General features: G+C 29.5%; 15 protein-coding genes. 2 read left to right on the top strand and 13 right to left on the bottom strand.

What is annotated here, in order from left to right; translation table 11 throughout:
• The first annotated feature begins 25 nt into the window (after positions 1-25).
• Entirely contained in the window at positions 26-151 is a 126-nt protein-coding gene (locus tag GQF29_RS18840; RefSeq protein ID WP_272867198.1) for a hypothetical protein, read from the top strand.
• 469 nt (positions 152-620) lie between these two features.
• Here GQF29_RS18840 and GQF29_RS09165 read toward each other — a convergent pair whose 3' ends face one another.
• From GQF29_RS09165 to GQF29_RS09110, 12 genes are all read right to left on the bottom strand, one after another.
• Positions 621-1343 (bottom strand): ABC transporter permease, encoded by a 723-nt coding sequence (locus GQF29_RS09165; protein ID WP_008790709.1) that lies wholly within the window; start codon positions 1341-1343, stop codon positions 621-623.
• Positions 1343-2248: a hypothetical protein gene (locus tag GQF29_RS09160; RefSeq protein ID WP_008790710.1), complete on the bottom strand. Its 906-nt coding sequence runs from the start codon at positions 2246-2248 to the stop codon at positions 1343-1345. Before GQF29_RS09160 ends, GQF29_RS09165 begins: the two co-directional genes overlap by 1 nt.
• 121 nt (positions 2249-2369) lie before the next feature.
• Positions 2370-3179, bottom strand: a complete 810-nt coding sequence (locus tag GQF29_RS09155; protein WP_008790711.1) for a zinc ribbon domain-containing protein — start codon at positions 3177-3179, stop codon at positions 2370-2372.
• A gap of 84 nt (positions 3180-3263) precedes the next feature.
• On the bottom strand, positions 3264-4145 hold the full coding sequence (locus tag GQF29_RS09150) for a MerR family transcriptional regulator (RefSeq protein WP_008790712.1): 882 nt from the start codon (positions 4143-4145) through the stop codon (positions 3264-3266).
• Positions 4146-4252: 107 nt separating this feature from the next.
• Complete coding sequence (locus tag GQF29_RS09145; protein ID WP_008790713.1) at positions 4253-5623, bottom strand: FAD-dependent oxidoreductase; 1371 nt, start codon at positions 5621-5623, stop codon at positions 4253-4255.
• A gap of 39 nt (positions 5624-5662) precedes the next feature.
• Positions 5663-7351 carry a sensor histidine kinase gene (locus GQF29_RS09140; RefSeq protein ID WP_008790714.1) on the bottom strand — a complete coding sequence of 563 codons (1689 nt, stop codon included), beginning with the start codon at positions 7349-7351 and terminating at the stop codon, positions 5663-5665.
• On the bottom strand, positions 7344-8030 hold the full coding sequence (locus GQF29_RS09135) for a response regulator transcription factor (RefSeq protein WP_008790715.1): 687 nt from the start codon (positions 8028-8030) through the stop codon (positions 7344-7346). Before GQF29_RS09135 ends, GQF29_RS09140 begins: the two co-directional genes overlap by 8 nt.
• A gap of 12 nt (positions 8031-8042) precedes the next feature.
• Entirely contained in the window at positions 8043-8702 is a 660-nt protein-coding gene (gene phoU, locus GQF29_RS09130; RefSeq protein ID WP_008790716.1) for a phosphate signaling complex protein PhoU, read from the bottom strand.
• A gap of 45 nt (positions 8703-8747) precedes the next feature.
• On the bottom strand, positions 8748-9503 hold the full coding sequence (gene pstB / locus GQF29_RS09125; protein WP_008790717.1) for a phosphate ABC transporter ATP-binding protein PstB: 756 nt from the start codon (positions 9501-9503) through the stop codon (positions 8748-8750).
• A 3-nt stretch (positions 9504-9506) separates the two neighbouring features.
• Entirely contained in the window at positions 9507-10370 is an 864-nt protein-coding gene (gene pstA / locus GQF29_RS09120; protein ID WP_008790718.1) for a phosphate ABC transporter permease PstA, read from the bottom strand.
• Entirely contained in the window at positions 10360-11295 is a 936-nt protein-coding gene (pstC, locus tag GQF29_RS09115; RefSeq protein WP_008790719.1) for a phosphate ABC transporter permease subunit PstC, read from the bottom strand. Before pstC ends, pstA begins: the two co-directional genes overlap by 11 nt.
• A gap of 188 nt (positions 11296-11483) precedes the next feature.
• Positions 11484-12338, bottom strand: a complete 855-nt coding sequence (locus GQF29_RS09110) for a phosphate ABC transporter substrate-binding protein (RefSeq protein ID WP_029158216.1) — start codon at positions 12336-12338, stop codon at positions 11484-11486.
• Between the two features lie 240 nt (positions 12339-12578).
• On the opposite strand from GQF29_RS09110, the gene GQF29_RS09105 reads away from it, so the two are divergent.
• Positions 12579-12920: an SdpI family protein gene (locus GQF29_RS09105; RefSeq protein WP_054325162.1), complete on the top strand. Its 342-nt coding sequence runs from the start codon at positions 12579-12581 to the stop codon at positions 12918-12920.
• 73 nt (positions 12921-12993) lie between these two features.
• Here GQF29_RS09105 and GQF29_RS09100 read toward each other — a convergent pair whose 3' ends face one another.
• Positions 12994-13809: a histidinol-phosphatase gene (locus GQF29_RS09100; RefSeq protein ID WP_160340797.1), complete on the bottom strand. Its 816-nt coding sequence runs from the start codon at positions 13807-13809 to the stop codon at positions 12994-12996.
• Positions 13810-14056: the final 247 nt, after the last annotated feature.

Here is a 14056-nt window from a genome sequence, read left to right as displayed (position 1 = left end):
ATGATTGTGAAAAGAGCAATTGAAAATGAAGACAATATTAATTCTCGTTGCCTTAATAATTTCTGGGTGTTCTCCTTCTCCACAAAAAAAGGGAATAGCTAAAGAAAATACAATTAAAGAAATGAAATCGTATTACTATACTTATTATTAAATAATAAAATATCTTATTTTGCCAAGAAGTATAATTCTTGGCTTTTTTATATAATTTCCGTTTTGTAATATCAATTACAGAAGGGAGATAAAAATGAAAATAAAATTAGATTTCCTTGTTATTAAAAGAATATTAAATTGAATTGAACCTCAAAAGTTGAACTATGAACAAGAGGTTTTTTTAACATTCAAAATTAACATATAAAGATAAAAAAGAAATAGTAAGCTTATATTTTCGCTCATGAGAGTCTAAGATGTTATTAATGATTTTATACGATATTGCAGATGGACAAATCAATCAATGGATTAACAATTATGAAAAATGAGGTTATGATGGTCTTAATAATAAGCCAAAAGGAAGACACAATGAAAAATGAAAAGGCCTAACTCCTTTACAAGTTAGGAATCAAGCCTTACAATAAATATTAAATTTTAATTCCACTTTTAGGGTTCACTACAATATCTTGTACTTAAAATTCATGATCATGCATAACTTTATTTAATATATAGTCAATAAACAATATCATAATAACTAACCAAACGGTCCATGCAAAAACTCCAACCATATCAAATTGAATTCGACTATAATTGATTGCTCTTCCTACACCATAAGGGAGTCCAGCTAGTATCTCAGCCATCACTGCAACTTTTACACCAAGACTTAATGAACTCTTCATTCCTGATAAAAAGCTTGGACGAATCAGAGGTAAATATACTTTGAAATACTTTTCAAAACATGTTGGATGATATAATAATATAACATCTCGCAAGTCATGATCAATACTTTTAAAACCCTGTATAAAATTATTATACAATAGAGGAAAAACAACTAGAAAAAGCACAATATAGACAGTTTGTAATGATGATACCCAAACCAATACAAGTATAATAAATGAAATATTAGGTATTGCTTGAATCATTGTTAGTAATGGTGAAACATATTCATCTATAAGTGGTTTTTGATATCCTAGATAAGCTAACACAAATGCAATAAGTGCACTTATTGCAACCACTATAATAACATGTGATAGGGTTATAAATAGAGTCTGATAAAAATTGAAATCAGTAAGCATGTCAATCATTCTTTGAAAAACATCTAAAGGATAAGGAACAATGACCTCTTTATTGACAATAACAGCAACCAGTTGCCATAACAACAAAATATAAACAACAAGATTAATTTTATGCTTCATTATTTGATTAGCATATCATCACTATATTCAATGCCAAATTGTTTCAGTAATGATTGAATATCTTCTTTAACACTTGCGGCATCTTTATAATTGATGTTTTGATTTGTCCATGTCTTCGCTCCAATAGCTGCACTTGGAATACCAAATGTTTCAGCACCAATTTTATCAATTGACTTTGTTAATAATTCTTCATCTTTTTTACCAGATGTAAATGCTTCTATCTTTGATAATAAATCTTTCACATCATCTTTATTTTTAACAAAAATAGCCGCTTGTGGATAGCCTGCCTCTATAGACCCAGATTGTTTTTGATAAAGTTCTTGTAGCGAAGCGACTATTTTTAATGTTGTTCCATTTTGCTTTGCTTTTCCAATAGTTGCAGTTGCAGCAGGTTCAGCCATTAATGCATACTGACATTTTCCTGCTAAGACTTGTGCTTGTACATCACTCACTGCATTATAATAAGTAACTTTAGAATTCTTCATAATATCCGATGATTCTTTTACCAGATTAAAAATCTTTCCTGGAACAGCCTTTTCACCAAATGCTGCTAATTCATTATTAGTTACATCTTCATTTTGTACCAAATAAAGGTTTCCCCATGTCAAAACGCCAGCTAATCTATAATCTGTTTGACCTTTTGCAATTAATTGACAGCCTAAATTAATAGGTGCAATAATAGCATCAAATTCACTATCCTTTTTAACAAGTTCACTGCTAATCAGTTCACTTCCTTCAACAATTTTCACTTCACCATTCTTTGTTATTTCTTCATAAACACCTACTAAAGATAAGGCTGTTGCTCCATTTGGCGTTAATACTTTCATTGTATCTGCACTTTTCGATGATGAACATCCAGCCAAGATAAAACTCATCATCAATAATAATGACATAATTTTTTTCATAAGATTCCTCCTCATATATAATTTTATTATAATACTTTTTTAATAACTTTGCTACGAATACGAAAATGAATTCTTTCATATCTCGTATCAAATTTTGTGACAATATGAAAAGTCGTTATTTCTAACGACTTGAAATGGTACAATAATATTCAAATTCATTACGAGAATAAACCTTTTCATGAATAAATACATATGGATTTTGAGAATGAACATATTCATACTGATCATTATAATCTTTTAACTTAACAAGCTTTAAACGTCCTTGATCAAAATACTCGTATGCATTGTGAATATCCATATAATCCCCAAGTTTTGTGACTATATCCTTATTCATTGGTAAAGTTTCTAAATCTTTTATACTTTTTTGGCTGGTTCCAGAAATTGTTAATTCAGATGACAGCAATTCTCTATCTACATATGTGTAATTAACACTATAATATACATCTTGACTATACCCTTGTACAGAAAAACTTGCGTTTACAGAATCATCATAATCACTACAATATTCATGGGTATATATATCTTCTATGTGAAGTGTATTGCTCATAAGATTTTGAACTTTTTCAAGTGAACTTTGTGCAAGCTCAATTGTTCCTTCTCCCTCTCCCAAATCAATAACTTCCTGGAAAGTCATTTCAGACCAGTCACTGGAAGAACGAGAAGACTTTGATAATAGTGGTAGAACTGTCATAATTATGACTACAACAACAAAAGCAACTGCTATTCCTATAATCCATTTTGGTGTTTGAAACATACTCATATCTGGTATATTTGGCTTGACATAGGTTTTTGTTGATTGTGTACGAATATGCTCATGTGTCTTATTGGATGCATCAAAAGATTGAACAACATCCTTTTTCACTCGGTATCCACAATTTGGGCATGTACTCTCAGCTATTGGAATCTTTGTTCCACAGACATCACATTTCATAAAATCATCCCCTCGTATAATTACATTATACGTAGTTTTCGTAAAAAATGAAAGTTATTGCTCAATTTTTCAAGAAATATGTATTTAAAGCATTTGATGAGAATTCTTGGACTTGTGGAAATATATATATTGCTTTTTGAGTTTTTCTAACTGATGAAGATACTCTCGATAAGAAGAACTAAGAATCTTTAAGTTCTCAATAAAGTTATCTTGATATCCTGTTTCCTTTTGAAAAATTAATATTTCTTCTTGAACTTTTTTTACCAATGAATCTTTGTATTCATCTGATAGTTTATACTCAATATAATTTTCCAATTGCTCTTGGTGCTCTTTGAAATAGTTTTCAAAGTCATGAAAAGCATTTGTTGTATCAAGATAGATTTGTTGTTCTAAAGCAAAGATATCATACTTGTCATTAAATATTGATTTCATATAATCAACCAATTCTTGAGAAATAACCAAATGGTCTAAATAATGAATCATCTGAACATAAGCTTTATGCTTTTCTTTAGTATCAATACTTTCATTTAAGAATCTTCCAAAATGTAATGACAAAAAAAGTCCATAACAACCTGGAAACGCTAAAATAAGTTTTTCTCTTACAGTAAGAAGACAATCATTCTTTTCAACTAAATGATTAAATTCTTTTTCAATATCATAATTCTGTGTCAATCGTTGAAGACTCTCATTCATTTTTAAATAACTTTCTATATGTAAATTATTTAATTTTTGATATTTCTTTATCACTGTTTTTTTATTAGTATCTAATAGAATAATTTTAATATCTGACACACTTATTCCACAATGTCTTAAAACACAAATTTCTTTAATGATCTTGATATCTTTTTGACTATAATCTCGATAACCATTTTCCATTATAAGTGGAGAAATAAGTCCTTTGTCTTCATAATAAACAAGGGCTTTTTTTGTGACATGGCAAAGTTTACAAACATCCTTTATAAGCATTTAGCATCCTCCCTTTTTTAATTGCATATTTATCATATGCTACTCCCTTAGGGAGTAGTCAAGATAAAAATACACTTTTAGTAAAAAAACCTCTCAGTGAGAGGTTACTATGATTTATCTTGCGTTTTCTTTAAGGAATAAAGACTTGGTCCTTCCATAAGATGGCCATATGCATCATAAACAGATTGATGGCAAGGACATGTCCAAGTCTGATCCTTCTTACAAAAATCTACAACACATTTTAAATGAGGACAATATGGTGTGAGAAAATGGAGTTCACCTTTTTTATCCTTATATACTGCTGTTAACTTTCCATTGACCTTTGTTACCATACCATCTTGATTCTCTAAAGTGATTAATGGATCGTTTTGAAAACGATTCATAATCATGCCTTTTTTAGTATTTTTCCACACCTTATTTGTATATTTTTTTGCAAAAGACATAGAGAAATAATGACATGCATATAAATCTTCATATGGATTTTCTTTATCTAAAATCAAATCACTAATAAGTCTTGCAGCAACTTGTGACAAAGTCATACCCCATTTTTGAAAGCCATAGATTATAAATTCATTTGAATATTTACTTAGTCTTCCAATATAAGGAATTCCACGAATAGGTGTACTATCTTGAGCAAACCAGTCTTTAGAATCTCTGGTAATTTGTAAACTATCATCATTTATTAAAGGACGGTAACTTTTTGTTTGATCTACGCATAGATAACTGTCTTTACCATTTTGTTCGATTATATAATCAATGTATTCTTTTTCTTGAAAGAGTTTAAAGAAATATAAACCTTTTCTAATAAATGGGTACCTTGTTGCATGAACTAGGTAATGACATTGTATGTGATGTTCATTTATATCTATTATAAATGAATCATCTTTTCTTTCAATATGTGTGACTTCACTATGTTCATAAAAAGAAACGCCACTTTTTTGACAGATATCAACGAGTTTATATAGATATTTAAGGGGATGAAAAATAGCTTGATTTTTTAGACCTAATGAAGCCAAATGATTTTCATCATGAATTGTTTCAATTCTTAATGAATGGAAAATATCGGTTTGTTCCTGTATGTCTTTGACATAATTAGGATCATCTGTATAAATAAAAGAATTATTCTTTTGATAATCACAAGCAATATTTTCTTTTTGTATGATATTTTCAATTTCATCAAATGCCTGTTGATTAGATTTATAATAAAGATAAGCTTGATGAATATCATAATGTTTTGTAATGTCACGATATAGTGTAGAATGCAACGTCGTCACCTTTGCAGTAGTATGACCACTTGTATGACTGCCGAGTTCATCTTTATCAACAACTATGACTTGATATGGACTATCCTTTAATTGATATGCCAATGCAACACCTGATAAACCGCCTCCAATAATGACAATATCCGTTGCTATATCTGTTTCTATTTTTTTTCCTATTTTTTTCTTTGATGTTTTTTGCCAATATGACTGATTCATTTTTATCACCAGATTAAGTATCGACAAAAAAAGGAAGTTCTAAACTTCCTTAATACTTTGTTGTGGTAAAATTATTTCTATTGTTGTTCCTTGCCCTAATTCACTAGTTAAATGAATAACGCCTTTATAATGAGAAACAATATGTTTCACAATTGCTAATCCTAATCCAGTTCCACCTCTTTGTTTACTTCTTCCTTTATCAACACGATAAAATCTTTCAAATATACGAGATTGATCAGCTAAAGGGATTCCAATACCAGTATCTTTCACAGTCACTTTCATTGCTTGACCTTGATCTTCAACATTGACAAAAACATGACCATGATCAATATTATACTTAATAGCATTTCCTATAAGATTATTAAGTAAAGTATATATTTGTTGATGATTTCCAATATACGTAAGATCTGTAAAATCAGTATGCATTGTAATATCATGTTTAGATAACTCTACTTGATAACTTTCTAGAACTTCATCAACAAGACCTTTCATTTTCATAGGCATCATTTCTACTTCAATATCCATATTTTCTATCCTAGATAGCATTAAGATATCATTTATTAGAGTTGACATACTATTGACCTCTTCTTGAATCTTTTCTAACATCATATGTTTTTGTGTTTCATCATGAACCAAACCTTGAACCAATAAATCACTATAACCACGAATAGATGTCATTGGTGTCTTTAATTCATGTGATACATTAGAGAAAAATTCACTGCGCATTTTTTCTGCCTTTTTAGCAACTGTAATATCAACAAATAATAAAGTTGTTCCTAAATCAATTCTTGAAATATAACATGCATAGATATTATGATTAATTTTAATTTCTATTTCTTGCTTAGGAATGTTATTTTCTAAAGCATTAATAATTTCAGGATAATATAAGTAATCCATAAACTGATCATAAGTCTTCATATTTCCTAAGATTGATGTTGCTTTTGCATTAATACTTAATATTTTATAATTTTCATCTAATAAAACAAAGCCTTCATTCATTTGTTTTAAAATTTCATCCATTTTTATACGTTCTAATTTTACTTCACGCATTGATTTACGTAAACGATGTGATAAGTTTCCTATTGTATTAACAATAACATTAAATTCCTGATAATCATATTGTTTTAATTCAAATCGAAAATCTTCTGTCATTTGATCTAAACTATCACTAATATCAATAATTGGTTTAGATATTGTAAAAGCAAGTTTTCTAGATAGAATATATGCAATCACAAAAGAAACAACAGCACTTATAGATAATGCTGGAATTAAAGATGGAATATGATCTAATAATCCATTATATGGAATAGATAATCGCAATATATAATCCTGATGGTAATAAGCAACATATAACATATTCTCATTTGTTGTTTCAGATCGCCTTCTTGCATAACCAACAGTATTATGAAGTGCCTCTTGAATTTCTTGTCGATCCAAATGGTTTTCAGATACAGATTGAGATACCGTATCTGCAACAACATGCCCTCTTTTATCAATAACACTAATTCGTGTTTGATCAGAATAAGCTAATGGATTTAATTTTTCAATTTGTTGTTCTAATGGCTGTTGATAATCAATTGCATAATCAATTAACTTTAAAGAATACAACATATCCTGTTTTGTTGTACTCAAAAGACTATTAGAAATTAACGTAGCAGAGATAAAACAACTGCTAAGGAGAGTCGCAATTAAAATGATGATAAAATAACGGAGGATAGACTTAGTCATGTGTATCCTCCTTTTCAACAAAGCGATATCCTACAGAACGCACTGTTTTAATATATTTTTCTCCGTTATCATCTAACTTTTTTCTTAATGATCTTATATGGACATCTAAAGCTCTTGATTCTCCTATAAAATCATAACCCCAAATATTATTCAATAGTTCATCTCGTTCCACAACACGTTCTTTATTTTCAATTAAATAAAGTAATAATTGATATTCTTTATGTGTTAAATCAATACCTTGGTTATTCTGCTGAACAATATGTGTAGATTTATCAATTGATAAAGTTGGCGTTTGAATCGATTTGGATTTTGGCTGAACTCTACGTAGTAATGTACGAACACGTGCACATAATTCAAGGACACCAAATGGTTTTGTCATATAATCATCACTACCACTATCTAATCCATGAATTTTATCTATTTCACTATCTTTAGCACTTAAAATAAGAATAGGCATTTGTGTATTTGTTTCTCTAATCTTTTTGACAGCTGTAATACCATCCATTTGTGGTAACATAACATCAAAGATTGCAAGATCTGGTGCATCTTCATGAATAGCTATAATTGCATCAATTGCATTATCAAATAATGTGACTTGATATCCATTAGATTCTAATGATAATTTGACAATTTCCTGAATGTTTTCATCGTCTTCAATAACATAAATACGTGCGTTCATTTTTTATCCCCCTTAGATAAGTCTGTGGTCGTTCATTGTTCCTGTCTGGTTAAATTCTAACCATTCGCATATATTCACTGCATGATCACCAACTCTTTCTAAATACTTAGCAATCATCAGAAAATCTATACAATAATCAATTCTTTCACTATTTTCTTTTAATATTTCAGTAACTTCTTGTTTTACTTCCTGAAATAAAGAATCAATTTCATCATCCATTTTGATAACCATTTGTGCTGTAGAGAGATCTTTTTTAATGAAAGCATCAATAGCTTCATGAACCATCATTTTTGCTTTTTTAGCCATTGTTGGAATATGCTCAACAGTACGATAAGCATGTTCTCCTTCAAAATTCAAAATAATTTCAGCAATATCTGCAGCCTGATCTCCAATTCTTTCTAAGTCTGTAACAATCTTTAATGCTGATGTCACATTTCTTAAATCACTTGCAATGGGTTGCTGCCTTAAAATTAAATTAAATGATCTAGATTCAATTGCTCTTTCCATATCGTTAATCAATCTATCATTATCCATAATCTCTTTTGCTAATGTTTTATCTTGATGCTTAAAAGCATCAATCATATTCTCAATAGACACCTCTACTAAATGTCCCATTTTTGTTAAATCTACATTTAATTTATTTAATTCTGCATCAAATAAAGTTCTCATCATCTTTCTATACCTCCATTATATTTGTTTTTTGCTTAAAACACAATATTAACCAAAACGTCCTGTGATATAATCTTCAGTACGTTTATCTTGTGGTAATGAAAATATATCTTTTGTTTTTCCATATTCAACCATCTCACCAACTAAGAAAAAAGCAGTATAGTCAGCAATACGTGATGCCTGCTGCATATTGTGAGTAACAATTGCAATTGTATATTTATTTTTTAGATCCATTAGAAGTTCTTCAATCTTTAATGTAGAGATAGGATCAAGTGCACTTGTTGGTTCATCTAACAAAATAACTTCTGGCTCAACTGCTAAACATCTTGCTATACATAAACGTTGCTGTTGACCTCCTGATAAACCTAATGCTGATGAGTGGAGTCGATCTGCCACTTCATCATATAATGCAGCTGCTTTTAAACTCTTTTCAACAATCTCATCAAGTTGCTTCTTATTTTTAATACCATGAATTCTTGGTCCATATGCAACATTATCATAAATACTCATTGGAAATGGATTTGGCTGTTGAAAAACCATTCCAACTTTTTTTCTTAAAACTGTTGTATCAACACGTGGGTCGTAAATATCTTCATTATCTAAAACAACTTCACCTGTAATTTTAACGTTATTGACATAATCATTCATTCTGTTCAATGTCTTTAAAAATGTTGACTTTCCACATCCAGAAGGACCAATAAAGGCAGTAATTTTATTTTCTTCAATTGCCAAATCAACATCTTTTAAAGCATGTTTATCCCCATAAAAGAGATTTAATTTTTTAGCTTCAATTTTTTTATTCATACTCTAATCCACCTTATTTACATCAAATTTTTTAGAAATCCACTTTGCAGTGAAATTTAATAACAAAACAATAACAACTAAAATTAATGCAATAACAAATGCTGATTCATAATTTGCTTTAGCCATCTCTAAATATAATTGAATTGTTAAAGTTGCTCCACTGGAGAATAAGTGTGAAAATACATTTGTAGGTAATATACTTAGACTTCCAGCAGTGAATAATAGTGCTGCTGATTCTGCAACAATTCTTCCCATTGCTAAAATAATTCCGGTTAAGATTCCTGGTATAGCACTCGGCAACAATACTGTACGAATCATATACCATTTTGTTGCTCCTATTCCTAGTGCAGCTTCACGATAACTTTTTGGAACAGCCTGTAAAGCAATCTGTGTATTACGAGAAACAATTGGTAGAATCATAATGGCTAAAGTGAAAGCTCCTGTTAAAATTGAATAACTTAAATTCAAAACACCACCAAAGAATAACATTCCAAATAATCCATAAATAATTGATGGAATTCCTGCAAGAACTTCTGTCGTAAATGAAATAATATGAACAAGTTTTTTATTTGTTGCATACTCATTTAAATAAATTGCTCCACCAATGCTGATAGGTCCTGCAATTAATAAAGTGACAACAATCATATATAATGTGTTTATAATATTAGGTAAAATTCCTACCGTTTTCTTTAAAATACTTGTTGTATTGATTAAGTAATCAAATGAAAAATGAGGAATTCCTCGATAACATATATATCCAATAATAACAACCAGTAGCACTATTGAAATAAGAGTAGAAAATTGAATAAAGAAGTTTAATAAATTATCACTAAAACGACTTTTTTTATTATAAATACTATTCTCCATCTTGATTTCCTCCCTTGAGTACAAATGTTAAGACAAGGTTAATAACAATAATAAAGATAAACAAAACAAGTCCAATCGTAAATAAGACCTCTCTGTGTAATCCAGATGCATACCCCATCTCAGAAACAATTCCAGTTGTTAAAAAACGAACTGAATGAAATGGTAAAGGAACATTAACAGAGTTTCCAGCTACAAGTAAAATAGCCATAGCTTCTCCAATAGCACGTCCTACACCTAAGACAACTGCTGACATGATTCCATTCTTTGCTGCTGGTAAGACAACTTTAAAAATCGTCTGCATTTGGCTTGCACCTAATGCTAGTGAACTTTTACGATAATCATCTGGAACACTTTTTAATGATGTTTCTGTAATATTAATAAGGGTTGGTAAAATCATTATAGCTAGAACCAATATCGCAGATATTAAATTTGACCCACCTGTAAACTGATGTGTTGTTGAAGAAGCAAATATAAATAACTCTAATTGATACATGATAGGTGTAATAATCAAAATTCCTAATAACCCATATACAACTGATGGTATTCCAGCTAATAATTCCACTGCTGATTTAATAATTTTTCTTGTTCTAGGATTTGCGATTTCAGATAGATTAACAGCTGTTAATATCCCTATTGGGACTCCTATACAGATAGCTAAAAAGACTCCAACAATGGATGTTAAAATAATGTTAAGAATACCAAATTGAGGTGTTGAAGCAGTTGGCTCCCAAACATTACTAAATAAAATATCTGTAAGTCCTACTTTAAATATTGCTGGTGTTCCTGATATGATCATATAGCCTGTAATAGAAATAACAGCAACAATAGAAACAATTGCACATGCAGTAAAAATATATGCTGCTATTTTTTCAACTGCTGATTTTGTTTTTCTATTACTTAAAATAGATACTATTCCTTTTTCCATACTAAACTCCTTTTTATATTTCATCTCTAAAAATCATTTTCAGTTTATATCTTTTCTTATGAATGAAATATCAATGTTTTGTATAAAGTTTGTTAAGATTGTGTTAAAAAGTAAATTTAATGAGACAAATGTTAACTTTGAATTAATAAAAAGAATCTCTATTCTCTAGAGACACTTTTTAGTCCTTATTATTTATTTGGTACAACCAAACCAACTGATTTAATCACTTCTTGTCCTTTTGCACTTTCAATAAATTTGAAGACTGCTTGAACTTGTTCTGATTGCTTATTGATTTCACCCTTTGTTGCCATAACAAATGGTCTTTGTAAAGTATAAGTACCATCTAAAATTGTTGATTCACTAGGCACTATATTATCTAAAGAAAGAATATTCACTTTATCCTTACTATCTTCTGCAACATCTAAAGATGCATAACCAATAGCTCCAGGTGTTCCTTCTACTTTAGCAACGACTGCTCCAGTTTCATTTAAAGTATTTGCATATTTACATTTTTCTTTAATTCCTAAGATATCTTCAAAACCGTCTCTTGTTCCTGAACCTTCTTCACGTCCTACCACAACGATATTTTGATCAGCCCCACCGACTTCTTTCCAATTTTTTACTTTTCCAGTATAGATATCAGCTAATTGTTGTTTTGTTAAATTTTTGATACTATTGTTTTTATCAACAATAACTGCAATACCATCTAAGGCAACAATGTTTTCTACTAATCCTTCAGCTTTTTCTTCATCTTTTAATGCTCTAGATGAATTTCCAATATTTGCTGTTCCAGCAATTACAGATTTGATACCAGTACCTGAACCAGTAAATTGTGGTTCTAATGTTAAATTTGGATAATCTTCTTTAATTGCTTCTGCAAGACCTTTAACCAATTTCTCCATTGAAGTTGAACCATCTAATGTAATTTTACCACTTACATTTGTAGTATCTCCATTACTTGTTGGTGTTTTATCATCTCCGCCACACCCAACTAAGCTAAAACTTAATACGCATGCCAATAATAAAGCTCCTAATTTTTTCATTTTTTTATATCCTTCTTTCATATAACATCTGTCCTTCAAGACAATTACAGTTTATCTCTTTTTATTTTTCTTAAATAGCAAAGTTTTGTATAAAATTTGTTAAGTTTATGTAAAAGAGCTACTATTTTCTCACTTATTATTGTTAATTTGAATAAAAACATACATAAAATATATTATTTATCATTTTTGACTTTTTTAAATAGAATAGGAGTATAATATATTTAGAAAGAAGGAATTCATATGCCACTATTTATAACTGTATTATCATTATTTATTCCCATTATTATGATTGTTTTTGGTATTCTTATGTGGTTTGCACCACCAAAAGGTAGAAATACATCTTATGGTTATCGCACAAAACGCAGTATGATGAATGAAGAAACTTGGGATTATGCTCAGGCATGTATGGGAAAAAGCTGGTTTATTGTTGGAATTGTTTTGGTAGGTGTGACTTTATTTTTATTACCGCGTATTGCTTTGGATCATGGTAGTTTAATTATCACAATACTTAGTATCCAAGTTGTCTTCTTATGTGTTCCTTTTATCTGGATAGAGTTTTTATTATCAAGACATTTTAAATGAAAAAGCGTCCTTTTAAAAGAACGCTCCTTATATATCAATATTATATGATTTGAAGGAGTTTATGACTCCTTTTTTATTTTATTAAAACTGAATCAATAAAATGTAGAGGAATATCTTTTAATATGTCATTAGCTAACATTTCTCTGTTTCTCTCAAGAAAAGCAATAGGAGAATGCGCATCATAACCATATAGAACCTTACAGCCATATGAAGAAATAATTTCCCAAAATTCTCTAAATGGATAGGGATAACGTTCCTCATAAACATCTGGTTTCTCATCAAATTCATATGTTTTTTTTCCATAACGAAATCCATTTAAATTAATCTCTAAAGGGATATCGTATTCAAGACTTGCTTTAGCAATACGATGTGCTACTTCTTTACACGCTTTTGAAAAAATTCTACGACCTTGCATAAAATAATCTGGATGAGCAACATATGTAACCAAGTCATGTTGTAATGCAGCCTCAATCTGTTCAACATATATGAATAAGTCCTCATCTGAACAATAACAGTCATAATCATAAAATTCATTTTGGGAATGTACATATTTAAGATGTTGTCCAAGAATTAAATAATCACATTCTTCTTTGACTTGTTTTAAATAGTCTAGATGATCTTCTAAATATTCTACTTCAAATCCAACTTTTATTTCAATCTTGCCCTTAAATTGTTGTTGAAGTTTTCTTATACTCAACAAATACTCATCTTTTTGTTCCATAAACATACGTGCTCCTTTAATTCTAATTTCTTCAAAAGGAATATGTTCACTAAATCCTAGTATCTGAAATCCTGCCTCAATAGCACTATTAACATATTGAACATCTGTACCATCGGCATGACCACATCTTGCAGTATGAGTATGTATATTAAATCTCTGTCTTCCCATAATATGACCACCTTTCTTTTTCAAATGATATTTTCATTATATATTTATACTATTCTCCAAAACAAACAATGTCAACTTATTCTAATTTAAGAATAATCTTAAACATGCTCTAAAAGATTACTAACCGTAGATTTTAAGCATGTATAAAACATTTCAAATCAATTTGTTATAAGAAAATAAAACCAAGAGCTCCTCTTGGCTTTTTACCAATGTCATAAATGATAATTTAATTATTCACTTTGTTTAT

The organism is Coprobacillus cateniformis (genome assembly GCF_009767585.1).
GTDB classification, from domain to species: Bacteria; Bacillota_I; Bacilli_A; order Erysipelotrichales; family Coprobacillaceae; genus Coprobacillus; species Coprobacillus cateniformis.
Note: the sequence above shows the minus strand (reverse complement) of the source record. Positions and strands in the feature narration are given on the sequence as shown.

What these genes read in the sequence shown, in the direction of transcription:
- GQF29_RS18840 (WP_272867198.1), top strand. Translation starts at nt 26, where the DNA reads ATGAAGACAATATTAATTCTCGTTGCCTTAATAATTTCTGGGTGTTCT.
- GQF29_RS09165 (WP_008790709.1), bottom strand. Translation starts at nt 1,343, where the DNA reads ATGAAGCATAAAATTAATCTTGTTGTTTATATTTTGTTGTTATGGCAA.
- GQF29_RS09160 (WP_008790710.1), bottom strand. Translation starts at nt 2,248, where the DNA reads ATGAAAAAAATTATGTCATTATTATTGATGATGAGTTTTATCTTGGCT.
- GQF29_RS09155 (WP_008790711.1), bottom strand. Translation starts at nt 3,179, where the DNA reads ATGAAATGTGATGTCTGTGGAACAAAGATTCCAATAGCTGAGAGTACA.
- GQF29_RS09150 (WP_008790712.1), bottom strand. Translation starts at nt 4,145, where the DNA reads ATGCTTATAAAGGATGTTTGTAAACTTTGCCATGTCACAAAAAAAGCC.
- GQF29_RS09145 (WP_008790713.1), bottom strand. Translation starts at nt 5,623, where the DNA reads ATGAATCAGTCATATTGGCAAAAAACATCAAAGAAAAAAATAGGAAAA.
- GQF29_RS09140 (WP_008790714.1), bottom strand. Translation starts at nt 7,351, where the DNA reads ATGACTAAGTCTATCCTCCGTTATTTTATCATCATTTTAATTGCGACT.
- GQF29_RS09135 (WP_008790715.1), bottom strand. Translation starts at nt 8,030, where the DNA reads ATGAACGCACGTATTTATGTTATTGAAGACGATGAAAACATTCAGGAA.
- phoU (WP_008790716.1), bottom strand. Translation starts at nt 8,702, where the DNA reads ATGATGAGAACTTTATTTGATGCAGAATTAAATAAATTAAATGTAGAT.
- pstB (WP_008790717.1), bottom strand. Translation starts at nt 9,503, where the DNA reads ATGAATAAAAAAATTGAAGCTAAAAAATTAAATCTCTTTTATGGGGAT.
- pstA (WP_008790718.1), bottom strand. Translation starts at nt 10,370, where the DNA reads ATGGAGAATAGTATTTATAATAAAAAAAGTCGTTTTAGTGATAATTTA.
- pstC (WP_008790719.1), bottom strand. Translation starts at nt 11,295, where the DNA reads ATGGAAAAAGGAATAGTATCTATTTTAAGTAATAGAAAAACAAAATCA.
- GQF29_RS09110 (WP_029158216.1), bottom strand. Translation starts at nt 12,338, where the DNA reads ATGAAAAAATTAGGAGCTTTATTATTGGCATGCGTATTAAGTTTTAGC.
- GQF29_RS09105 (WP_054325162.1), top strand. Translation starts at nt 12,579, where the DNA reads ATGCCACTATTTATAACTGTATTATCATTATTTATTCCCATTATTATG.
- GQF29_RS09100 (WP_160340797.1), bottom strand. Translation starts at nt 13,809, where the DNA reads ATGGGAAGACAGAGATTTAATATACATACTCATACTGCAAGATGTGGT.